Raw genomic sequence first — 22,754 nt, 5'->3', positions numbered from 1 at the left:
GCATTCCTTGGTGGAGAAGCTTGATAAGTGAAGCCCTTAGAGGAATGGGGTGGGTGAGGAGGTGGTAGGTCCAGAGTAAGAATATGCGAAGCTAGGCCTCTAGATCCAGCTGTCCCACGGTGTTTTATTTGAGTCTACTCTTCAGTCTGATAGCTCTTGCGGTTTATACTTTCAATTTAGTGGGTATCCAGAATTGCACTAATATGGAAGTAAAATTAGAAGCATTAATAGAGTTGCCAATATCAGATCAGGCTAACGATCTTAGGAAAGAATGCAGTTCGACTGCAAGAGACGAGCTACTTACAGTAAGTGGATATCGAGACTTGGTCGGATATTCAGCTGATCATCAATTTCATTCGTTAAGTAAGCTTAATGACAACAATTTGGCGCGCGCAATAGAGCTGCATATATCAGATTTTAAAGTCAAAGATTGTTGCGCGTTCTTTGGCGGCTTTGCTCTAGTTTTAAATGGGGTAAATAAATTACTTCCCCAATGTTGTGGGACTATAGCTGATCTTGAGTCCTGGGTGCGCTTGAAGTCAGAGACCGATCTCTACATAGCCATTGAGGGGCATCCAAGTCCGCGTGCGTTTAGAAAGGGCGATAAAGTAATAATTGAGTGCATTGATGACGAGCCATTCATCCCGGCCATAGATAGAAAAATTGAGGTTGATTATCCTGCTGTGTGTGAGGCGATAGGGATGGCCGAGTCAGAGATTAGCATGGTGGCTAATCGTATAGATGGTTTGGCAAGCTCAATGGGGTTGCCAAAAAATACATCCATTCACTTGCTAAGAGAGATGGCGTAGGACATGAAATAAGATAATACAGCGGAACTGAAACTCCGCTGATTTGGATGTTACCAAGCTGTGAAATAGGTGCAACAGTTGAAGATGATGGAAGAGAAAGTTATTTCAGCAGTTAAGGACTTTGCGAACTCGATAAATTCGGGGAGCAAAGTTGTTGCTGATATGTCTGCATTAGTTGATGTGACGAGTCAGTTATCGCTTTCCAGTTTTGACTACTGGGAGCGGTTTATACGCTCAGAGTTCTCTTCAGCATTAAGAGAATCCACGCCTTCCAAGTGGAAGCTTTGGTCAAAACCTAAGGAGCTAATAACTTGGCTTGACCTAATTAGTTGGGATGGTTACAAAAGAGAGAAAGCTCTACGAGCCCTTTCGGGAGGAGCGCCAAATACATTCTTTTTCTCGCTTGCCGTTCGTAGGCTGAATGATTGGGTGCCTCAAGTGCGTGAGGCTGCAAGGGAAAAGCTTCCTGAGATAGCAAAATTGACTGATGCAAAATACGTAGTTGAAGCACTATGTATTGCACTATCAAATTGGAACTCATGGGGCAGAATCAAGGAGGAAGACAAGCAGATTCTTCTTCAAATCATTTGTAAAAAGGATATAGCAGAGTCGCTTCGACGTAAGTTAATTTCGTCAGCGTCCGGGCCTATGCCGTCACTCTTTTCCCAGCTTGGGCGCACCCTTATTCTTGATGAGAACCTAGAGGAAATCGCGAGACTAGCTGTTCAGCCTTCGGTTAGAGCTAAGGCATATCGTAGTTTATTTGAAGGCCGTATTGTATGGATGGAGGGCCGGAAATGGGAATGGACAGATATACGCTATTGTGAAGGTAGGGTAAGGCCCATCGTAGGTGAACGAAAACTAGACATCAAGATCCCTATACTCGATTTTTTAGAATTATCATCTGATGATCGCTCATCTATTGTTAGACGAGTTTCAGCTGAGATTTTGATACGAGAGCTGGGTAAAATTGAAGCAGTTATTGCTAAGGAGTTAGCTAACAAGTTTGCTTCAGATAAGTCTCACCCTGTATCAGAAAGGGGTAAGTTTGCGAAAAGAAAATTAGAGGAAATGGCATCTGTCAATGACTCTTAACGAGTGTTTATTGATAGATTCGCTTTCAGTTTCACTCCAACAAGAAGGCTGTATTACTAAATGGGTAGCCATACATACAAGGTAACTTGCTATGTTTAAAGTGTTCTTTAATTTTAATATAAAAATAATAGTTTTCATGGCATTGACAGTTTGTTCCCATATTGCAAAAGCCTGCTTGTGTTCAGATAAACTAGCGCTTGAAAAAGGGGTTTCCGAAATTGCTAAAAAATTTCCGACCAAAAGCGCAAAAATTGGGGACTACAAGTTGATTATTGATGGTCGTTTCTATTTTGTGCTTCCGAAGGAAGAATCAAAGTATGGACGTGGCGGTGGTCAGCCGATTGTGAAAATACACCGTGAAAGCTGTCAGATAGTTGATATTTCACTCGCTCGTTAGTTGCATTACCTGCTTGATTTATAAGCTCCGTAGCAGGTTCATTGGTTAACTATATTAACCTTAACTTGCTGATCGGAATCTCATGATGCGCCAACCAAGATACGAGAAAGTAAAAAGGAATGCTGAAGGGAGAGCAAAAGAGTTGTTCAAGCCACTTCCTGAAGATATCAAGTAAGAGCTTGAAAAAGATAGCACCTTGGGTTTGCCGGAAAGCCTAATAGATCGTAGTGATGAGGAAGAGTAGGTTGAAAAACGATCAGAGTCTTCTGCTAAGCAGTTATGCTGCTTGTTCACTCTAATTTGTGTTGTCTTTAACTTTCTCTGGAGAAGTGATTTTTATAGTTGTGGAGAGGGAGAGGGAGAGGGAGAGGGAGAGGGAGAGGGAGAGGGTTTTATGAGTTCGAAGCGCTCAACCTCGAAGATAGCTATCAATAACGGCTCTTTGGAGCTTCCTTTCTTTGGGAATATGCGTTCAACGCCTTTCATTGCTTAACTTTCGGTTCGCTCATAGATCTCTTTTGGATGTACGGGGAGGGATTTAGGTGTGTGAATGCCTACCTTTACTTGATTGTCTGTCTCTTTCAGCGCTATGGGGGATACATTTGTACCAATTATTAAGTTATCGCTGATTCGGTACTATAGGGTTAACATTTTTGTTTCCAATTGATACTCAAGCTATGGGTAGGCATTCCTTAGTGGCGAAGATTAGCAAATGATGTCTGTTTAGGAATGGAGAGTGCGGCAACGGTGGGGGTAGAATAGGAATATGTGGCGCTAAGTTCCTATAAATAGCTGCCTCCATGATTTTTTGTTTGACTTTCCTCTTCAGTCAATACCCTTGGCGGTTTATACTTTTAACTTAGTGGGCGTACAGGGTTTCACCTACTAGTGATGTTAAATTCAAAGGAATGTTCAAGCAGATAATGGAACAATTTAAGATACTCACGGATTTGAGAGACTATATTAAGAAGCTTGCGGAGAATGAAGGAACAGTTTTTGGGCGCCCTATACCTGAAGGTGCGAGTCCTGTATTTTATCGGCAGCAAGATGTTCCAAAAGGAAGAGAGCTAATACAAGGTATACAAGTTTGTGATTATTGCTTTAGTCCATGTAAGGCATGGGTGATTCCTCATAATCAGATGGGGCTCAGCTTTTCAGCAAACTGGCAGCACCTCAAATCAATATATAAACTGAAAGCATCTAAAAATCCTGGGAAAAATATCGACGTATTTTGGGTTTTGGAAAAGTCAGATTTGCCGCCTGATCTGAAATTTGTGCAAGATCAGAAAGATAATAGACACTACTTCCTAACCATAACGAGGAAAATGACGGTTTCTCAACTAGTCCAAAAGCTCCAGATGGTTGCTGATCGTATGAGTGTAATAAGAGATGGTACGAAGGTGATAGGATGATTAATTATAAATTGCCCGAGGAGAAAGAGTTTCTTTTGCATTATGCAGAGTTACTCAATGATAAAAAAAGCCTTGAGATTATCAATTCAGGATCTTTGGCTAGTAAAGAAGAGGCTATTCACTTCGCTGAGTTTTTCTGGAGAACTGTCAGTGAGTCTAACAAGCAAGATGAAAAGCAAGGAGAGAGTAGTGGATATATCCTTGAGAAAATCATCATTACGCTGATGGCCTATTTTCGTTCAGCCGGTTATGAGGATGAATGGGAAGAGGTAACTGATAAAAATTAGTGTAAACAGATTGCAGCAACGCTAGCTATGTGTTGGATGATCAGCTGATCTCCCCAGTTAGTGTCGATTTTTCACTTATAGAGTGTGTACAGCTGCTTTCTAATACATTTGGAAGTAACTGTATGGCTGCGACATTGCCCATCATAGAAATAGTGTGCGCTCAAAGGTGCTACTATGATGATGAAATAGGGGAGGAGGTTTGGGTGTAACTAGCTCCATTGTGAATCTGCTCCTACTGCCTTCCAGTGCCTACTTTTGTTCTCCTTTGATGCGTACATAGATCTCCCTTCGATGGGTAGGGAGGGACCTGCGGCGTGGAAGCTATCTTTAGTTGGTTGCCTTTCACATTCCAGAGCTGTGGCTGATGCATTCATCCCAGCTATTGGTTTTCGTCGGTTCAGCGCTTTTGGGTCCACATGGTTGTTTCCTGTTGAGGAAGAGTGGGTTAGGTCGCGAGGGCGGTACGGCAGAATAGGTGAAGGTGGATTGATATTAAGCTCCAAGAGATTGGGGGGTTGCTTCAACCTTTGAGTTGTATTTTTACTTTAGCCATATTCATACAAATTCGACTATTTGACTTTTAACGTTTCAATTAATTTCCTCTTCAGCCCTAAGTCTAAGAGGTTTATACTTTTATTTGATAGGCGTCCAGGGTTACATATCACGATGTTAAATTTCAAAGGGGGCTTCATTGCAAGCGACAACAATAAAGCTATTTCTTGTTCATGGAAATCCTAACGGTCTGCGAACTGCGGAGCTTTCCAATTGGTCTGGGAAGGCTATAGCTGCTCCACGAACCGAAATATCTGAGCTGCTAAAGCGCGACGAGCTGGCAAGCCCGGGGGTTTATTTCCTCACAGGCGTTGATCCTAAGAGTGGAGACAGAGCCATCTATATTGGAGAGGCCGAGAATGTTGCAAGTCGGCTAAAAGGGCATTCTTCAAGAGACTTCTGGAATTCGGTAACTGTTTTTGTTTCAAAAGATGAAAACCTTACAAAAGCTCATATTCGTTACTTGGAGGGGGTGTTCATTGGAAAAGCAAATGACAATAGCTCTGCTATTGTTGTGAATTCGGCTAGTAGCGGTGCCAAACTCCCCGAGTCAGATGCAGCAGAAATGGATGTATTTTTACAAAAGTGTCTTCAGTTATTACCTGTTCTTGGGATTTCTGATTTTAACGAAAAAATAGATCAAACAAGTGAAACTAAAGAACTCCTTTATTGCAGGATTAGGGGGGTAATGGCTACAGGGAAAAGAACAGCAAATGGGTTTATAGTTTTTGAAGGTTCTCAGGCAGTATTGGAGCATCGGCCTTCCGCAACGCGAATGAGAGATAAACGAGAGCAGCTTCTCGATAAGGGTCTTTTGCAAGAGCGGGGTGACCATCTGATATTCACCAAAGACATAGAATTTGGCTCACCGAGTACAGCAGGTAGTATTGTTAGGGGGGGTAACTCTAATGGTCTAACTTGTTGGAGAAATTCAAATGGTGTACAACTAAAAGAACTTGAAGCAACTGAAACTTAGATTGCCAATATACTGGACTTGATACCAATCGCTGGGTGATTGGCTCGATAGTGTGCTAATCAAGACTTGTGCGATATGACGTCTAATAAAGTTCAGCTGCTACAGAGAGAGTACCGGTTGTCCTCTTCTTTGAAGAGCCTGCCCTCAGAGTCTTTATTGACTATTGTTAGTACGTTTCCAATACTCTTGTGAATCTCTTCGTGGGTGAGGATAACTGTCCTTATTTAATTCCTCTTCACTTCCATTTAATGACTAAGATATTTGTTTCAAATTGTATTCTCTTGCGGACTCATATGCCGTGGGCAGGTAATTCTTGGAGTGGAGTTTGGTCAGTGATGCTTTGTGGATGGGGGGCAGCCGTGGTGGATCAGAATAGGGAAGTGTAGGGCTAGTCTTACTAAACTGGAGCATTACTGTGACATGTTGAATTTAAATACTTCAATACCAACTCTCCCTTCTGGCTGCTGTTACTCTGCTAGCTATTCTGTCTCGTGTGTGTCCAGAATTGCTCCTGGGAAGTGCAGTGTTTTATAGACTTTGATCTATATTTTTTTAATAGCTCTGCCAGTTAGTGGTACCTTCTTGATTATCTGTATGTTTTTTTATCATGGGGCTGATGAGCTTTAATATTGTAAAGAACCGTGATATAGATATTGTTATATAATTTACTGTTAGGGTTCATTCATGAGTGGAGAAGGCGATAATTTAAGAAAAAAATAGCCTCGTTATCCGTCGCGACTCATGGGCTGAGGGAGTCAACACGCATATTGAGTTTGAATAGTTATGAAGAAGAAATTCTGCTGGCAATGCTGAAGAAAGCTGAACTTGAATTAGAAAATGCCAAAGTAGAATTGAAGCCGATTCAGAAAAAAGAGCGTTTAGAAAAGAAAAAGATTAAAAAAATAATACAGGAAGAAAGAAAAGCAAAAAATGCGGAGATGAAAAAAGCAATGAAATCTGTTAATAGGAGAATTGAACGGGAGAAAGAACGTATACACAGCATTTCTAAAATACGTAGTAAAACCATACATTTTGTTCAGGGTGGGTCACCAGGTCTTGGAAAGAAATCCTAATCAGGCAATGTAGTCGACGCCTAACTTTGCACACTTTTTATGCAATGCTGCGCTGCCATTTTTGCACAAAAAATGTACAAAGTTGATCAAGTCTGATTACGGGCTTAGCGAAAGGTTCGAAGCTTAGCGTATCCCTCTGTCTATTTTAAAGATTAGAATATGTAAAAGGGAGCTCTGTTGGGTTTCCTTACATCGAGAATCTGCTCTTAATCCTCTCCATTGCTTACTTTTTGTTCTCTTTTCATGCGTACTTAAACCTTCCCATATTAGGTGGAGTGGGATTTGGGGCGTGGGTGGCTATTTTTACTTGATTGCCATTCATTTTCTGTGTCGTGATTTAAGCATTTGTTCTAATTCTTTGGTTTTCGTCGGCTCGGTACACTAGGGTTATCAGGCTTGTTACCTACTGATGCTCACGTTGCGGGTGAGTATTCCTGATGGGGCAACTTTGTTAGTGATACTTGTTGGTTGATTGGGTTGGGTAGTAGGCGCACTGGAAGGTGAAATGGAAACTAAGCTCCAAGTGCTTGGATGGCCGATCTGATCTGATCTGATTCCATATACCTCACCTTATGGTGTCTATATGAGCTAAGCTAGCGGGTTTTAAGGTGTTTTGTTTACCCCTCCTCTTCAGTCCATAGTCTTGGCGGTTTATACTTTTATTTGATGGATGCCCATGGTAGCCACTGTCGCCTATCGTCAAAAATATATTTTGTCAATAGTCATCTTTCCGGAGGTTAGGGTTTGATGAAATGTGGTGCAAGTGAGCGCTTATGAGTTATGTCTGGATGCAGAGTCGATTGTTTAATGCCAGATTTATGATGTTATCGCAGAGCTCTTTAATAGTGGGCATGATAGTTTGCAGTGGATTTGCTTGTTGGGGAAATGTGCGAGCAAGTCGATAGGGATTATAAGTGGAATAAGGGGCGATCGAATACATTTATTGATGGCTGTTTAAGCGAGAAAAGCTAACAAATAAATGACGATGTGTGCACCTTTTATGATAGCCAATAGGAAGTAGGGATAGCCATGGTTAACCAAAATCCAGAGCAAATTGCTCGCGACAAAATCGATCAAATGCTCGAGACTGCGGGCTGGGTTGTGCAGAGCAATAAGAAAATCAATTTTGGGGAAGGTGAGGGGCAGGCAGTAAGGGAGTATCAAACAGATGCTGGGCCCGCAGACTATGTGCTATTTGTTGATAAGAGAGCGGTAGGTGTTATTGAGGCAAAGAGAGAAGAAGCTGGGCAAAAAATAACCGAAGTAGAATCTCAAACCGAAGGTTATGCGAATGCCACACTGAAATGGGTGAAAAATAAAGAGCCTTTGCCGTTTCTCTATGAGAGCACGGGTATTATTACTCGATTTACTGATGGGCGCGACCCTAAGCCTCGTTCGAGAGAGGTGTACAGATTTCACCGCCCGGAAACCATGCGGGAATGGCTGGAACAGGGTAATTCTTTACGTCAGCGCCTACAGGACATTCCACCACTTAATCCTCAAAAGTTGCCTGCTCACGAATTAGGCCTGCGAGACTGTCAGGAAATCGCAATCACCAACCTGGAGCAGTCACTTAAAGATGATCGCCCTCGCGCCTTGATTCAAATGGCAACCGGTGCCGGTAAAACCTATACCGCCATTACGGCAATGTACCGGATTCTTAAACATGCCAAGGGTAAGCGCATTCTGTTTTTAGTAGATACTAAAAACCTGGGCGAGCAGGCTGAGCAGGAAATGCTCAATTATACACCCAGTGATGATACTCGGAAATTTACTGAGCTCTATACGGTGCAGCGGCTAAAGTCGCGCTATGTGCCAAAAGATGCGGAGGTTTGCATTAGTACTATTCAGCGAATGTACTCCATTCTCAAAGATGAAGAATTGGACGAGGGGATTGAGGAAACTAACCCCGCTGAACAGTTGATCAAACCCAAAGAGCCCGTTCCCGTTGCTTATAACCCCAAAGTACCGCTAGAGTTTTTCGACTTCATTTTTATTGATGAGTGCCATCGCTCTATTTACAACCTGTGGCAGCAAGTGCTGGATTATTTTGATGCTTATTTAATTGGTTTGACTGCTACGCCAGATAATCGCACTTATGGTTTTTTCAAAAAGAACGTAGTCAGTAACTATGACCATGAAAAGGCTGTTTCAGATGGTGTTAATGTTGGTAATGAAGTCTTCACCATCGAAACTAAAATCACCAAGGATGGTGAGGTTTTAAAGGCAAAGCAGCAAATTGAGCGTCGTGAAAAGGTAACTCGCAAGCGCCGTTGGGAACAGCAGGATGAGGATGAGGCCTACTCAGGCAAGCAGCTAGATCGAGATATCGTAAATCCCGATCAAATTCGAACTGTCATTAAGTCCTTTAAAATGAGTTTGTCTGAGATCTTTCCAGGCCGAAAAGAGGTTCCCAAGACTCTTATCTTTGCTAAGTCCGATAGTCACGCCGATGACATTATTCAGACGGTCCGTGAAGAGTTTGCTGAAGGTAACGCCTTTTGCAAAAAGGTCACTTATAAAGTGGCTAAAGATCGAAAAGACAAGGAAGGGAATGTCATCGAGGCTGGAGAAGATCCAAAATCAGTACTCTCGCAGTTTAGAAATGACTATAACCCACGTATCGCTGTAACAGTTGACATGATCGCCACCGGCACCGATGTGAAGTCGCTGGAGTGCTTGGTATTTATGCGGGATGTTAAAAGCCGTAACTATTTCGAGCAAATGAAAGGTCGTGGTACTCGAACGCAAGATTATGATGACCTTAAAAAGGTAACTCCATCAGCAAAAAGCGCAAAGACTCACTATGTCATTGTTGATGCTATCGGTGTCACCAAGTCTCTTAAAACTGCCAGCTCGCCACTAATTACGAAACCTTCCATACCCCTCAAAGATTTAGCCATGGGTGTGATGATGGGAGCGAGTGATACCGATACGGTGAGCTCGCTGGCAGGTAGGCTAGCAAGGTTGGACAAGCAGCTGGATGAAGAGGATAAAATCCGTATTGAAAAGGAATCTGGCGGTAAGAGGTTAACACAAATAGTCAGCGACCTGTTCTCAGCCATCGATGCAGACAAGGTAGAGGATAGGGCCTGTGAACTAGCCGGTCAGCCGCCAGGCACTAATCCTGGTGATGACAAGCGCAATGAGGCGCAGGCCGAGCTGGTGAGCCAGGCTGCTAATGTATTTAACGGTGACTTGGTGGAGTTAATTGACAATATCCGCCGGGAAAAAGATCAGAAGATTGATCATGAAAACCTCGATGAGATCATAAGGGCAGAGTGGGATAAAGAGTCGATCGATAAAGCGCAGGATGTGGCGAAAGAATTTTCACAATATCTGCAAAATAATAAAAATGAAATTGATGCGCTAGAAATATTCTTTGATCAGCCGCACCGCCGCCGCGAGTTGACCTTCGAGATGATCAGTGAGGTAATGAAAAAACTGAAAGCCGATAAACCCCAGCTCGCGCCGCTGAGAATATGGCAGGCTTATGGACAGTTGGAAAACTACCAGGGGCAGCAGCCTATTAATGAGTTAACGGCTCTGGTGGCATTAATCCGGCGTGTGTGTGGCATTGATGGGCAGCTTTCTACCTATTATGCCTCGGTGCGTAAAAACTTCCAGAACTGGATAATGAAAACCCACGCCGGTGGTGGGGATAAATTTAATGAAGAGCAAATGCAGTGGCTGCAGATGATACGCGATCATATTATTAGCTCTTTCCATTTTGAGCGGGATGACTTGGAGATGGCGCCTTTTGATGCGCGGGGTGGCCTAGGAAAAATGTATCAATTGTTTGGGGCTGATATGGATCAGCTGATTAATGAATTAAATGAAGAGTTGGTTGCTTAAACCTGCTCTTCTGATTTTTGGAATGAAATGATTAATATAAAAGGAGACCTGCCTAGTGGGTGGGAAAGAGCATCAATACTGGATTTGTGTAAATTGGTTATGGGGCAGTCCCCGTCCTCTGATACCTACAATACTACAGGAAAAGGAATACCATTTTTCCAGGGTAAAGCCGAATTTGGTGAAGTTCATCCTGAAATTGCCAAGTACTGCTCTGCTCCGAACAAAATAGCTGATGCTAATTCTGTTTTAATGTCGGTTAGAGCGCCGGTAGGTCCTACAAATATCAATGAATTTAAATGTTGTATTGGGCGGGGTTTAGCCGCCTTTTCACCACTTGGGGGAGTTGATACAAAATTTGTTTTCTATCTATTGCGGAGTATAGAGCGCGTAATCTCTCAGGATGGAACAGGATCAACATTTTCTGCAATAAATAAACAGTATATTGAAGGATTACGGTTTGGGGTCCCACCCTTATTCGAACAGCGGCGCATCATTGATAAGCTCGAGGAGCTTTTCTCCGAGCTAGATAACGGTATCGAAAGCCTAAAAACCGCCCGTGAACAACTCAAGGTCTACCGCCAGTCACTGTTAAAACATGCCTTTGAAGGAAGGCTCACCGAGCAATGGCGTAAAGACAATGCTGATAAGTTGGAATCTGCCGATGAATTATTGGCTCGTATTCAGTATGAGCGCGAAGAGCGTTATCAGCAGCGGCTGGAAGATTGGAAAAGTGCAGTTGAATCATGGAGCAAGAGTGATTCTCGAGAAGGAAGGCCCACAAAGCCCCGCTCGACGAGTGCTTTAACTCATTTGGGGGGGGGAGAGCTTGATGGGTTAGTTGAACTACCAAAAGGCTGGTCTTGGGTTAATTTTGATTCTATATGTTATTTTGAAAATGGTGACCGAGGAAAGAACTATCCCAATCGCTCGGAATATGTCAATAAGGGGTTACCATGGATTAATACTGGTCATATTGAACCGGATGGTTCGCTGTCTTCAGATAGAATGAACTATATAACACGTGACAAATTCGTTTCTTTGCGTAGTGGCAAGATAGAAAAAGGGGATCTTGTATATTGTCTTAGAGGAGCAACTTTCGGGAAAACAGCTTTCGTACACCCATATGAAGAGGGGGCTATTGCATCATCATTAATGATAGTACGGCCAGTGCTTTCGAGTATGGCCAAGTATATTTATACCTATCTGATTAGTCCCTTAGGAAAGAATCAGCTCCAACGTTTTGACAACGGATCTGCCCAGCCAAATCTTTCTGCCAATAGTGTTAAGAAATACCATTTCCCTCTTTGTTCGATTTATGAGCAGGTCGAGATCTCTCGTATTCTGGATTTGCAGTTATCAGTTTTATCACGAAATGAAGCTGAAATATCTGATGCATTGAATAAATCAAATATGCTTCGCCAATCCATCTTAAAAAAGGCTTTTTCCGGTCTGTTAGTCCCGCAAGACCCCAAGGATGAGCCTGCCTCAGAGTTATTAAAACGAATCGCCGAAGAAAAGGCTGAAATAGAAGCCGCTGCGAAGGCTGCTAAAGCTGCAGCTAAGAAAGCCAAGCCTAAAAAGCCCCATGCAAAGTCCAAGGAAAAAACCTAATGAATGCCGAATCAATCGTCTCCAAAGTCTGGAGTTTCTGTACCACTCTACGCGATGACGGTGTGGGTTATGGGGATTATCTTGAGCAGCTTACCTATTTAATCTTCCTAAAGATGGCGGATGAATACAGTAAGGCGCCATACAATCGTGATGTGGGTGTACCCAGCAAATACAACTGGAAAAGCCTGCGTACTAAAAAAGGGGCTGAGCTGGAGGTGCATTACGTTACTTTGCTTCGTGAGCTCGGTGGCAAGAAAGGCATGTTGGGGCAGATCTTCACTAAGGCACAAAATAAAATTCAGGACCCCGCCAAACTCTCTCGATTAGTCGAGATGGTCAATGACACCGACTGGGTAATGATGGGCGCCGATACTAAGGGTACTATCTATGAAGGCCTGCTAGAGAAGAATGCCGAAGACACCAAGTCCGGGGCGGGTCAATATTTCACCCCACGTTCATTGATCCAGGCAATAGTGGAATGTATGCAGCCAGAGCCGAATCAAACTATTGCTGACCCAGCTTGTGGCACTGGTGGTTTCTTCCTGTCAGCTTACGACTATCTGCTCGAACACCACAAACTCAATAAAAAGCAAAAAGCATTTTTAAAACACGATACTTTTCACGGTAACGAGATCGTCGCCAATACCCGCCGTCTGTGTTTGATGAATATGTTCCTGCACAATATCGGTGAAATCGATGGCGACAGTGCGGTGAGTGGCAATGATGCGCTTGTAGCGCCACCGACTCAAACCGTTGATATGGTGCTTGCCAATCCTCCGTTCGGTAAAAAGAGCAGTATGACATTTACCAATGAAGAGGGTGAGCAGGAGAAGGACGAGCTGACCTACAATCGCCAGGACTTTTGGGATACGACCTCAAACAAGCAGCTTAACTTTGTGCAGCATATTCGCACTATGCTCAAATCCACCGGCCGCGCGGCAGTGGTGGTGCCAGATAATGTGTTGTTTGAAGGCGGTGCGGGTGAAACGGTTCGCAAGCGACTGATGGAAAATACCGATCTGCACACTATTTTGCGTTTACCCACGGGTATCTTTTACGCCAACGGAGTAAAGGCGAATGTGTTGTTCTTTGATAATAAACCTGCTCAGAAAGACCCGTGGACTAAAGAGATCTGGTTCTATGATTATCGAACTAATGTACATCACACGCTAAAGAAAAAGCCGATGCGCCTGGAGCATTTGCAGGACTTTATTAACTGTTACAATCCCGACAATCGCTTTGAGCGAAAGGCTACATGGACGAAAAAGCGCAACCCTGAAGGTCGCTGGCGTAAATATACCCACAAAGAAATTTTGGCGCGCGATAAAACTAGTCTCGATATCTTTTGGTTAAAAGATAAATCACTTGCTGACCTGGATAACCTTCCCGAGCCTGATGTATTGGCGGAAGAGATTATCGATAATATGGAAGCTGGGCTGAACAGCTTTCGTGAAGTCTTGAGTGCCTTAGGTGAAAGTGCCTAAGTTAACTATCAGGCCAATTACTGATTGTAATTGGTCTTGATTTTAATTTTAAAAATTTTATAACTTTGAAAATTCCTACTCATTGATGTGATTTTTAAGTTTTCCAGGCTGATGGTTTTATAGGTTTTAGAGTGCTTTATGATATATGAGCGCTTGATAAGTTCGATACTTTCATACTTATTAATATTTAAAGTAAATGGCGGGCTCGCAGGCTTGAACCATAGGCCTGTCGAACATGAGTTGTGTATTCTAAGAGGCTTTTGTAATATGTCCACTTGGATATGGACGTTGGTAGAGTGTCATATTTATAAAGATAGACTCTAGATTCTTTACGTATAATCTGCGGTACAGATTTTACTCTGGAGTTTGTATTTAAAAAATTAGCTCAGAATTTTTCTTTTCTAAATAATTCTCCTATGCGAGACCCAGACTCTCTTTAATTTTCCAACTAAATATAGATTGGCAGTTGGGTTCAATATACTGTTTGTACAGACATAAATTTATCCCGTCTGAATACTTATTGAGGACCCGGTTTTCAGGCTCTGTACACTTTTCGCACTGAGAGGCGATTGACAGGTCTAATGAATCACTAATTGTTATTTCTCTGTTTCGTTGAGCTTCTGATTCGTGATTCAGTATTGGGTTACCTTGTATTCAGGTAAAGCCTAGATCGGCTACTGGATCATTCGGTTATGCCTGTGCTTTGCATGGGAGTTGTAGAAACGACCCGCAAGAAAAACCTAGTTAGAGTGCAACAATTCAGCATCGATAGCGCTATGATTCAAACACGAATTTTACGGAAAAAAGTCTTCGCCTAGAAAGTGGTGATGATGGTCAGAAGCCAGAGGTGATGCAATGAAGAGCATTTTTTTTGAGTGAAATACGTACAAGTAAAGCGTGTACCTCGTCCCTTGACTCATATTTAAGAATTTGTATGAAGCTCTGGGGCACGAAGTAAAGAGTCCTTGGCCTCCCTCCTTGGAGGGTGAGTCCTCAGCGCCTTTCATTACCTACTTTTCGTTCTTTTTCAATGCGCACATAGATCTCTTCCCGGTGGACGGGAAGAGATTTAGGGGCGCGGATGCCTATCTTTACTTGATTTCCCTTCACTTCCAACACTGTGATCGAGACATTCGTTCCAATTCTTAGGTTCTCGCCGGTTCGGCGCTTTAGGATCAACATGTTTGTTTCCTAGCGATACTCAAGCTGTGGGTGGGCATTCCTTGGTGGGGAAGTTTGGTAAGTGATAATTGGTGGAAGAGTGAGGTGGGGCGCGGGGGCGGTGGGCGCAGAATAGGAAAAGGCGGGCGCTAGGCTCCCAGAGCTTGGGGAGTCGCTCCAAGCTGCTGATTGTGCTCCACTTTATTGAAGACGAGCGGGTTTCTAGCGTAGTATGCATACAGCCATCTTGATATCGTGTTTATCAATTTGGTTAGCTGGCCCCTGGTGTTGCAGCACCTTGGGTCAGCGCCTTTTCTCTATTGTTACTTCACGCTGCCGTTCTCCTGTTGAAGAGGTGACTCTTTTTAGAAAATTCCTGGGTCTATCTTTAGGGTGGGCCTTACAGAATTTACCTACTCACTGCCCTAAAATATGATAGTTATCAGTCAATTCTACGCAGAATTGATACTTAGAAAAACCTAATAAATTTCAATAAGATAATTTTGACGCCTATATTTTTCTATGTGTTCGTTTAAGAGCTATCAAATTTCTATTGTGTGGCCGGTGTTTTGTGACTTTCTTCTTTAGTCAAATCTCTCGAAGATTTATACTTTAATTTGCTGAATGCGCAGGGTCGTCTTTGCGCTCTGTCCTCCATGTATTGCACTTTATTACTAGCGCAAAGCGGAGAGGGCGAAGTAAAGCGAAAGCTTAAGAACACAAGGAGAGTTTTAATCAATGAAAGAAGATGAGAAGGAAGATCAATTTTTTGTTGATAAACGAGAGCTAGGGGAGCTATTTGACTCTAGCTTTGATCTGAATGTGAATCTATTTAGAGGAAGAAACCCTAACAATAGCGATCCAATCCTGTATCCAATTTTGAAGTCATTTCTTCTATCTAATGGCCGTGTTCGAAATGAAGACATCAAGACTTATAGGAAGGATGGAGAGTTATGGGTTGACTGTAAATCTGGTGGAATATCACTATTTGATGCTAAGGGGTGTCCAGTTAAGTCTTGGGAATACTTCTTGCTTTCATTTGATAATACCAAAATCCCTAAGGGTTTAGTGATTACAAAAGATGATTGGCATAAGAGATTTAAGTGTTTTCATTACACAATTCGACCAAATTGGGATATGCCTGTAACCAAATTTTGTATGTTACTAGACAACCTAGCAGAATGTTTACAGAAGGTATGAACATGCTTGATATAGCCGATATTTTAAACTTGGTACGATTGAACGAACTCGAGTTACAAAAAATATATGAAGAATTAGAGTCTGAAGACGAAGAAACACGAAATAATGCTGGTGAAATTGTAATTCAGACTGAAAATTTGGCCAAAAAACTTAAAAAAATGTATGAGGACAAAAAGCCCGACTATTCAGTTTATCCAAAGTATGACGACTACATAGAATTAATTGGGAAAAGTTAATAAGTTGAAGTGTGGTCCAAAATTAGCCGCTTTTCTGTGCTTTTTCTCAGGTTTAAAGTCTTAACGTAAAAATCGATGTTACGTTGCCTGATAAGAATCAGGCACTAGATGGATGGAGGCTTAAGTGTAGTCTCCATCCTTAGGGAATTTATGGTCATCAATTTGACTCCCTGCTTTTTGTTCTAAAGCTTTATTAGTGTTTCTCTAGTAGAGGTGAGGAAGATTGATAAAACTTGCAGATGCAATATGACTCACCTGCTACGGGCATTAAGCTGTATCTCGAACTTTAAGTCTCTCTCATGCAAAACCAATAAGCGTAGTTTTTGGGATGCCCTACCTCTTACCATTTTATAAAAAGTGCAGGTACCAGCCCTGCACCATGCTTAGCGTCCCTTAATCCAACTCCACAAACCTCTGCATTAACGGAAAATACAAAGCACACCGAATATTCCGCTCCCCCCGCGCATAAAAGAGCTTGCGGTAATTCTCCAGCTGATTCCGGTACTGCTCCAGCTGAGCCGCAATAAACTCTTCCTGGCTTTCCTCACCACTGGGCTCAGCCGTTTTGTAATCGACAATCCAGCGGGTACCTTCGTTATCGATAAAGGTGCGGTCCACAATGGAGCGTCTTAGCTGTCGGCCACCGCTGTGGAGTTCAAGCTCGCAGGCAGATTCCTTTAGTGAGCCATCCAATAGCCAGCGGCCGGTGGGGCAGTTGAGGCTGTTGCGTACGGCGATTTCCACTTTCTCGGCGGCGCGGTCCAGGCTGGTGGCGGATAGCCCCAATTGTTTCAGGCGCAGTTGCCATAGGGGGCGTTGGGCTTCCAGTTTACTGGGTGTCCAGTCGCTGATATTGGTCTCGGCAATGGTGGCGAGGGTTTCGTGGGCTACGGTGCCGGCGTGTTTGAGCCAGCGCAAGGTTACCTGGCCCAGTTCGGGAATATTGTCTTCTCCCTCTGTTTTGGGTTGGTAGTCTGGCATGCGGTATTGGGCCAACCATTCCTGCCGGGGCATGGCTTGGGGTTGCCATTGGTTGGGCAGGCGCAGCAGGTAGTCGTGATCTCTGCTGGCTTCATTCTGGTTGAGTAGGGGTTCTTCCGCTTCGAGCCAGTGACACCAGTCGCTGTCCTGATGGTGCAAAACACTGGGCCAGATGCCGGCGAGTAGGGCGGCGCTGCCGGGAGCTTTTAGGTGGCCCTTTTTTTCATCCCGGTTGATGCAGGCCAAAAGATGCAGCGAGCGGATGGCGCGGGTGCAGCCTACATACAACAGGCGCGTGCCTTCCAGGCGTTCGCGCTCGCTGTTGTCGTGCTTCAGGTATTCAAAAACCGGGTCGCGGCCGCCGCGTGCATTTTTGGGGGCGAGCAGGAAGCGGCTTTCGCCTTCGCGGTTGAGCCATTCGCTCCAACGCAGCAGTTGATCACTGCCAGGTTTGCCGCCTTGGTCCAGGCCTGGGATCAGTACATGTTCGAATTCCAGCCCTTTGGATTTGTGAATGGTCATCACCTGCACTTTGGCATCCTGGGCGGGGCGGGCGTAGAGCTGTTCCAGGGCCAGGCTGAACTGTTGCCAGTCGGTAATAGCGCCGCCGGTATCGAAGGCTTCTAATAATTGCAGAAAATCCTGCACATTATTCAGGTCAGATTTTTGTGCAACGGTGGCGGGGCCGCCCAGTTCCAGCCAGAGGCCTTCAATCCAGGTGCGCAGGGGTTTGCGGCCGCGCTGTTGCCAGGCGTGCAGCAGTTTGGGGGCCACTTGGGCCAGGCGCGTGCGCCCTTCGTCACTGAGCAGGGCGATATCGTCTACTTCCTGCAAGGCCATTAATAATGGGCGTGCGCTGGTATCGGTTACGGTGATATCCCCATTGCCCCAGTTGGCCAGGGTGTAAAGGTCTGGCAGTTGCAGTCCGCACCAGGGGGCGCGGAGTACGGCCAGCCAGCTGATACGGTCGCTGGGGTCGAGCAGGGCGCGGGTGAGGCTGAGTAAATCCAGCACCACCATTTTACTGGCGAGTGGCGCCAGCTCTGGGGCCTGGAAGGCGATATTGGCGGCGCTTAGGGCTGGCAAAATCTTTTGCAGATGCTTTTTCTTGCGCACCAGAATGGCGATACGGCTTTCAGGGTCTTGCGCTTGTAATTGCTGCACCAGTTCAACCGCTTGGGTGGCTTCGCGGTTGCGGTCTTCGTCATCGATGCAACCGTAAAAATTCACCGAGGGCTCGGCCCATTTGCTGCCTTTAAACGCTTCGGATTGCAGGTAGCGCACGGCGCCGCGCCCGATATTATCTGCTTGCGGAAAGGCCCTTTGGAAAGTCTCGTTGACCCAGTTCACCACTGCGCTTTCGGAGCGGAAATTAACCTGGAGGTCGAGGGCTTCTAAGGGGACTTCACCGATACCGCGTTTGCGCGCATCCAGGAAAATACCCACGTTGGCATTGCGGAAGCCGTAACAGGATTGCATGCCATCGCCGACAATAAATAGGGTGCGGCCGTCTCCCTGCTGCCAGCCGGCAGTGAGTTTTTCCAGCAGTTGTAGCTGGGTATGGGAGGTGTCCTGGAACTCGTCCACAAGAATATGCTGGGTTTGCAGGTCCAGTTTCAGCGCCAGGTCTGTGGGGTTATCGCTATCGCCCAGGGCGATCAGTGCAGCTTGGGCCACTTCCGTATAGTCGGTGGCGCCCAGCTGCTGGAATACTAGTTTTAATTCTGCGACCAATTTGGGCAGTACCTGGGCGAGCCCTTGCAGCAGTTGCCACTGGCTCTGTTGCAGTCCGCTGGGGAGCTTGCCCACTTCCCGCAGTGCGGATAACAGCGGTTCGTTGCCGGCCAGTTCCGCCAGCAGGTCTTTCATGCGCTGTTTGTATTCTTCGGCGATGGGGCGCTCGGGATCTTTTTTATCCGGCAGGGCAAAACCGAGTTTTTTATTGATGCCGCCGCCTTTGCGCAGATCACCGGTGTTGGTGAGGAGCAGGCTGCCGAGGGCGAGCCAGGCGGGCAGGCCGCTGCTGCCTGTGCTGGGGAAATCGTCCAGTTCGGCGAAGAGGCACAGGCCGTGGCTGGGGTTTTCCTTTTGTAAATTGCTGCCTGCATAACTGGCCAGCTCCAGCAGTTCCCCGGCATAACTGCCGAGGGCTGTGGTGAGATCTTGCAGCTTTTCTGCCACTAGTTCATCGATAACAAAATGGAAATAGTCCTGGGCGCCGTCGAAGTTGACGCTCAAGAGTGGGCCGAGCCATTGCTCGCGCTTGTCCAACAAAATACGCAGCAGCTTATTGAGTTGGCCGAGATCGTTGTCCAGGTGGAGCAGTAGCTGCTGTAGATCTGCGTCTGGGGTTTCGCTATCGAGGTGTTTGAGCAGGTTCACCACCGCTAGCTCAAAGGCAATTTGAGTGCGCTCCAGGGGTTCACCCGGTGCGCCAAGGCCGCTTTCGATTGGCAGTTGGCTGGCGAGGCTGCGGCAGAGGCCGTCGATGGTTTGAATGCGCAGGCGCTGGGGTGTTTGCAGCAGTTCCCATTCCAGTTCGCGATCCCGCTCCAGCAGGGCGCGGGCTAAATCCCAGGTGATGGCATCGTGGGGGTTGCCTGGCCGGGCTTGGTCGCGGGCGCTGTGCAGGGCGTCGATGAGGCGCTCGCGCATTTCACCGGCGGCTTTGCGGGTGAAGGTAATGGCCAACACTTCTTCCGGTTGCTGGCAGGCGGCGAGCAACTTTAATACGCGCTGGGTGAGCAGGCCGGTTTTACCGGAGCCCGCCGGGGCAGATACGGCAAAGCTGCGACTGATATCCAGGGCTTGGCTACGGGCGTCGGCATCGATGGGCTGGCGCAGGGCGGGAGTGGTCACGACTTCGTTCATTCGGTTATTTGCTCCCTTTCCGGCCAGCGGTTTAGGGGCCAGAGTTCACTGTTGTTGTCGGTGGGGCGATCAAAGGCGAGGGTGGCTACACCACTGCGATATTCGGTGGCGAGGGATTCCAGGCTGTAGCGCCAGTGCTCCACCAGATTGCTCCAGGTACCGTAGGGGGATTCCTTTTCGGTATCGCCCACGGCTTTAATGCCGGTAATGGGGTGCTCCAGGTCTCCGCAACCATTCCATTTGCAGTCGCCGTTGCGCACCTGGCCGAAGGCGATGGCGTGGGCGTCCGGTTGGAAAAGGGCGTAGAGCGGCAGTTGGGGTTCGCGGATGCGCTGGGTAAGCCAGTCGCGAATACTGGGGACGCCGGTTTTGTAATCGATTACCAGTTGCTCGCCGCTGGCGAGTTGGTCCAGTCGGTCTAGGCGCAGGTTAAAGTGCAGCCCGCCGATTTCCACGGCTTGTTCCCATTCGACTTTTTCTACGGAGAAATTGGGCCTGTCCAGTTCGACGGACAGCCATTGTTGCAACAGGTGCTCCAGGCGCTGCTTTTCCATGGCCCAAAATCCAATTGGTAGGTGATTGTATTTTTTGCGCACACTGCCGAGGGACCGTTCCACCGCGCGCTCGATTTGCGCTTGGCGTTGCTCGTCGTCCATGGCTTGCAGTTGTGCGAGGGTGCCGCACTGTTGCCAGAATTCCGCCAGCACCTGGTGCACCACATTGCCGCGCTCGGCGGGGCCGAGGCCGATATCTGGTTGGGTAAAACTGCTGGCGCCGAGGCGGAAGCGCAATTGCGCATTTAACGGGGACAGGGCTTGGGCCTTGAGCACCGAGGCACCGCCGCGCACCCGTTCGCATTCGGCGGGGGTGAGTGGCGGTAGCTTTTTGTCTTCGACTTTTTCCAGTTGGCAGGCTTGCGCCAGTTGGCTGTAGTGATTGTGCAGGGCGCCTTCGGCAAAGTGTTGGGCTTGTTGCGGGCTTTCAAACAAGCTGCTCAGTCCTTGCTGAACGCCGTCTTCTTCACAGGTGTAACTCACGACGATATCGCCGCTGGCATTGAGCAGGTCGGCGGTGAGTTCGCGGGCCAGTTCCAATTCCCGCTCGGCACTGGCGCGGGGCATCTTCCAGTGTTTTTGCCATTGAATCGGCAACAGCGGATTGGGCGCCGGTGCCGGCGGCCACTGCTGTTGGCCGAAGCCGACCAGGCGCAGGTGATCGAAAGCGAGGCCGCCGGCTTCCAGTACTCCGAGAATTTGTAAGGGGCCATCGCGGGTTTCCGCCTGGAAGGGGGTGCGGCTGGCAATCTGACGCAGCAATTGCAGGGCCTGGGTGAGAGTAAGGTTGCCACCGCAGGCACTGAGTGCGGCGAACTCTTCCAGGATGGATTCCCACTGCATCAGCTGCTGGTATTCCTGGCTGTCCGGGTTGCGGTTGCCGGGCCAATTTAATGCGCTAAGTGTTTCGGAAAAGCGCGCGGCCCAAATTTCTGCAGGGGCTCGCTGCCAGCGCCGGGCGCGTTCGGCCATTTGCTCCAGCTGGCGGGGCAGTTGCGGCGATTCCAAGTGGAGGACTTCTGCGGTGCGCTCGGCCCAGTAGCGCAGGGTTGCGCCGTCGATACGGCGCAGCTCCAGTTTTTGTAAACGGCGGAATAGGGCACTGCGCAGCCAGGTTTCACTGTCGTCACCCCAGAAGGGGCTGAACAGGATATTTTGCAATTGGGGGTAATCCCATTCGTCCTGCAGTAGCGATAGCAATTGTAAGGCGGCGCTGCCGACCGGTGTCTGCGCCAGGGGCGTACCGGCGGAGAAGTTAAACGGCAGTGTGTAGCGCGGTTGCTGCGGGTCCAGGTATTGGGGTTCGAGCACACGGGAAAATACCGCTTCCACCTGGGCGCGGCACTGGCCCAGATTATTCACCACTATGCCAACGCTGTGGCCGGGGTTTTCGGCGAGCTTTTGCCCGGCCCAAAGGGCTGCCTGATAGAGTTCTTCATCCAAATCGGCGCAGGCGGCTACGGATAATTCACTCTGCTGGGTGAGTCCCGGTCTTTCAATAACGGCTGTTGCACCTGCGTGAATCAGGGCATTGGCGAGAGGCGAAATCTGGGCAAAGCCGGCGGTATCAATTTGCGCGATGGGTTCCAGAATGCCTTCCTGGAATGCGCGCAGGATCAATTGATCGCGCTGGTCGGGTGTGATGGCGCTGTGGGCCTGAAGTTCAGTGGCAAAGGCCTTGATCATGGCGCATAGCGGCAGTTCGTCGCTGCGCATAGAGAGTGCGAACTGCTCTAGTAAGGGAGTTAGCGCTTCATCTATTTGCGAGAGATCGGAAATCAGCTGCCATTGGAGTAGCTGCGCCAGGGCGCTATCGGCATCCCGGCACAACTGCTGGCTGTTGAGCAGTTGCCGGTCCAGGGATTCATCCAGGGCGCGCTGCCAGAGTAATTGCCGTTGCTCGCGATTCAATACCTGCTGCAAGGCGGGCTGCCAGTTGCGCTGTTGCAGTTGGAACCAGAGTTTGTCCAGCCAGCTGCGCAGGGATTCCACCGGCGGCGGCATCCAGCAGGCACCGGGCGACTGCTGCCCGGCAAACACCTGTTGGCAGCGGTTGCGCAAACGGTTGTTGGGGGTGAGCAGCAGTCCTCCGGGAGGCAGCTGCGCAAATATTTCGAGAGCGGGAAATGCCGGCTTCAGCATGAATTCGGGTACCGGTTAGGGCTTGTTATTCGGGGAACGGTCGCGGTTTGTGACGGAG

The 22,754-nt window shown here is 47.1% G+C and carries 17 protein-coding genes; 12 read left to right on the top strand and 5 right to left on the bottom strand.

What is annotated here, in order from left to right:
- Window positions 1-203: 203 nt before the first annotated feature.
- The 3 genes from G367_RS0110320 to G367_RS0110310 all read left to right on the top strand — a co-directional run bounded on the left by G367_RS0110320 (window position 204) and on the right by G367_RS0110310 (window position 2,301).
- Complete coding sequence (locus tag G367_RS0110320; RefSeq protein WP_026305054.1) at window positions 204-809, top strand: hypothetical protein; 606 nt, start codon at window positions 204-206, stop codon at window positions 807-809.
- Between the two features lie 84 nt (window positions 810-893).
- The gene (locus tag G367_RS0110315; RefSeq protein ID WP_020413052.1) at window positions 894-1,904 is read left to right on the top strand and encodes a hypothetical protein; all 1,011 of its coding nucleotides are present in this window, start codon (window positions 894-896) and stop codon (window positions 1,902-1,904) included.
- A gap of 91 nt (window positions 1,905-1,995) precedes the next feature.
- The gene (locus G367_RS0110310; RefSeq protein WP_020413051.1) at window positions 1,996-2,301 is read left to right on the top strand and encodes a hypothetical protein; all 306 of its coding nucleotides are present in this window, start codon (window positions 1,996-1,998) and stop codon (window positions 2,299-2,301) included.
- A gap of 336 nt (window positions 2,302-2,637) precedes the next feature.
- Here the strand turns inward: G367_RS0110310 and G367_RS26125 are convergent, their stop codons facing one another.
- Both G367_RS26125 and G367_RS25625 read right to left on the bottom strand, forming a co-directional pair.
- Entirely contained in the window at window positions 2,638-2,787 is a 150-nt protein-coding gene (locus tag G367_RS26125) for a hypothetical protein (protein WP_157533453.1), read from the bottom strand.
- Between the two features lie 3 nt (window positions 2,788-2,790).
- Window positions 2,791-2,931 (bottom strand): carbon storage regulator, encoded by a 141-nt coding sequence (locus G367_RS25625; RefSeq protein ID WP_245556685.1) that lies wholly within the window; start codon window positions 2,929-2,931, stop codon window positions 2,791-2,793.
- A 293-nt stretch (window positions 2,932-3,224) separates the two neighbouring features.
- Here G367_RS25625 and G367_RS0110305 point away from each other — a divergent pair, with 293 nt between their 5' ends.
- The 7 genes from G367_RS0110305 to G367_RS0110275 all read left to right on the top strand — a co-directional run bounded on the left by G367_RS0110305 (window position 3,225) and on the right by G367_RS0110275 (window position 13,551).
- A complete protein-coding gene (locus G367_RS0110305; protein ID WP_026305052.1) occupies window positions 3,225-3,713 on the top strand; it encodes a hypothetical protein in 489 nt (162 codons plus the stop codon).
- Window positions 3,710-4,000 carry a hypothetical protein gene (locus tag G367_RS0110300; protein ID WP_020413049.1) on the top strand — a complete coding sequence of 97 codons (291 nt, stop codon included), beginning with the start codon at window positions 3,710-3,712 and terminating at the stop codon, window positions 3,998-4,000. Before G367_RS0110305 ends, G367_RS0110300 begins: the two co-directional genes overlap by 4 nt.
- Before the next feature lie 691 nt (window positions 4,001-4,691).
- A complete protein-coding gene (locus G367_RS0110295) occupies window positions 4,692-5,528 on the top strand; it encodes a GIY-YIG nuclease family protein (protein ID WP_020413048.1) in 837 nt (278 codons plus the stop codon).
- Window positions 5,529-6,295: 767 nt separating this feature from the next.
- On the top strand, window positions 6,296-6,601 hold the full coding sequence (locus G367_RS0110290; RefSeq protein ID WP_157533452.1) for a hypothetical protein: 306 nt from the start codon (window positions 6,296-6,298) through the stop codon (window positions 6,599-6,601).
- A gap of 1,029 nt (window positions 6,602-7,630) precedes the next feature.
- Complete coding sequence (locus G367_RS0110285; RefSeq protein ID WP_020413046.1) at window positions 7,631-10,456, top strand: type I restriction endonuclease subunit R; 2,826 nt, start codon at window positions 7,631-7,633, stop codon at window positions 10,454-10,456.
- A 27-nt stretch (window positions 10,457-10,483) separates the two neighbouring features.
- Window positions 10,484-12,067 carry a restriction endonuclease subunit S gene (locus tag G367_RS26625; protein ID WP_020413045.1) on the top strand — a complete coding sequence of 528 codons (1,584 nt, stop codon included), beginning with the start codon at window positions 10,484-10,486 and terminating at the stop codon, window positions 12,065-12,067.
- The gene (locus G367_RS0110275) at window positions 12,067-13,551 is read left to right on the top strand and encodes a class I SAM-dependent DNA methyltransferase (RefSeq protein ID WP_020413044.1); all 1,485 of its coding nucleotides are present in this window, start codon (window positions 12,067-12,069) and stop codon (window positions 13,549-13,551) included. Before G367_RS26625 ends, G367_RS0110275 begins: the two co-directional genes overlap by 1 nt.
- Window positions 13,552-14,544: 993 nt before the next feature.
- On the opposite strand, the gene csrA is transcribed toward G367_RS0110275, so the two are convergent.
- Window positions 14,545-14,733 (bottom strand): carbon storage regulator CsrA, encoded by a 189-nt coding sequence (gene csrA / locus G367_RS0110270; RefSeq protein ID WP_020413043.1) that lies wholly within the window; start codon window positions 14,731-14,733, stop codon window positions 14,545-14,547.
- A gap of 717 nt (window positions 14,734-15,450) precedes the next feature.
- On the opposite strand from csrA, the gene G367_RS0110265 reads away from it, so the two are divergent.
- Together G367_RS0110265 and G367_RS0110260 are read left to right on the top strand one after the other, a co-directional pair.
- Entirely contained in the window at window positions 15,451-15,912 is a 462-nt protein-coding gene (locus G367_RS0110265; protein WP_020413042.1) for a Tse2 family ADP-ribosyltransferase toxin, read from the top strand.
- A 2-nt stretch (window positions 15,913-15,914) separates the two neighbouring features.
- Window positions 15,915-16,148 carry a hypothetical protein gene (locus tag G367_RS0110260; protein ID WP_157533450.1) on the top strand — a complete coding sequence of 78 codons (234 nt, stop codon included), beginning with the start codon at window positions 15,915-15,917 and terminating at the stop codon, window positions 16,146-16,148.
- A 393-nt stretch (window positions 16,149-16,541) separates the two neighbouring features.
- On the opposite strand, the gene G367_RS0110255 is transcribed toward G367_RS0110260, so the two are convergent.
- Complete coding sequence (locus G367_RS0110255; RefSeq protein WP_020413040.1) at window positions 16,542-20,000, bottom strand: UvrD-helicase domain-containing protein; 3,459 nt, start codon at window positions 19,998-20,000, stop codon at window positions 16,542-16,544.
- Entirely contained in the window at window positions 19,997-22,696 is a 2,700-nt protein-coding gene (locus tag G367_RS0110250; protein WP_020413039.1) for a PD-(D/E)XK nuclease family protein, read from the bottom strand. The genes G367_RS0110255 and G367_RS0110250 overlap by 4 nt, the downstream gene beginning before the upstream one ends.
- Window positions 22,697-22,754 lie beyond the last annotated feature (58 nt).

It is taken from the genome of Microbulbifer variabilis ATCC 700307 (assembly GCF_000380565.1).
Lineage (GTDB): Bacteria > Pseudomonadota > Gammaproteobacteria > Pseudomonadales > Cellvibrionaceae > Microbulbifer > Microbulbifer variabilis.
Note: the sequence above shows the minus strand (reverse complement) of the source record. Positions and strands in the feature narration are given on the sequence as shown.

Coding starts and splice junctions, on each gene's coding strand:
- G367_RS0110320 (WP_026305054.1), top strand. CDS start 204: ATGGAAGTAAAATTAGAAGCATTAATAGAGTTGCCAATATCAGATCAG.
- G367_RS0110315 (WP_020413052.1), top strand. CDS start 894: ATGATGGAAGAGAAAGTTATTTCAGCAGTTAAGGACTTTGCGAACTCG.
- G367_RS0110310 (WP_020413051.1), top strand. CDS start 1,996: ATGTTTAAAGTGTTCTTTAATTTTAATATAAAAATAATAGTTTTCATG.
- G367_RS26125 (WP_157533453.1), bottom strand. CDS start 2,787: ATGAAAGGCGTTGAACGCATATTCCCAAAGAAAGGAAGCTCCAAAGAG.
- G367_RS0110305 (WP_026305052.1), top strand. CDS start 3,225: ATGGAACAATTTAAGATACTCACGGATTTGAGAGACTATATTAAGAAG.
- G367_RS0110300 (WP_020413049.1), top strand. CDS start 3,710: ATGATTAATTATAAATTGCCCGAGGAGAAAGAGTTTCTTTTGCATTAT.
- G367_RS0110285 (WP_020413046.1), top strand. CDS start 7,631: ATGGTTAACCAAAATCCAGAGCAAATTGCTCGCGACAAAATCGATCAA.
- G367_RS26625 (WP_020413045.1), top strand. CDS start 10,484: ATGATTAATATAAAAGGAGACCTGCCTAGTGGGTGGGAAAGAGCATCA.
- G367_RS0110275 (WP_020413044.1), top strand. CDS start 12,067: ATGAATGCCGAATCAATCGTCTCCAAAGTCTGGAGTTTCTGTACCACT.
- csrA (WP_020413043.1), bottom strand. CDS start 14,733: ATGTTGATCCTAAAGCGCCGAACCGGCGAGAACCTAAGAATTGGAACG.
- G367_RS0110265 (WP_020413042.1), top strand. CDS start 15,451: ATGAAAGAAGATGAGAAGGAAGATCAATTTTTTGTTGATAAACGAGAG.
- G367_RS0110260 (WP_157533450.1), top strand. CDS start 15,915: ATGCTTGATATAGCCGATATTTTAAACTTGGTACGATTGAACGAACTC.
- G367_RS0110255 (WP_020413040.1), bottom strand. CDS start 20,000: ATGAACGAAGTCGTGACCACTCCCGCCCTGCGCCAGCCCATCGATGCC.
- G367_RS0110250 (WP_020413039.1), bottom strand. CDS start 22,696: ATGCTGAAGCCGGCATTTCCCGCTCTCGAAATATTTGCGCAGCTGCCT.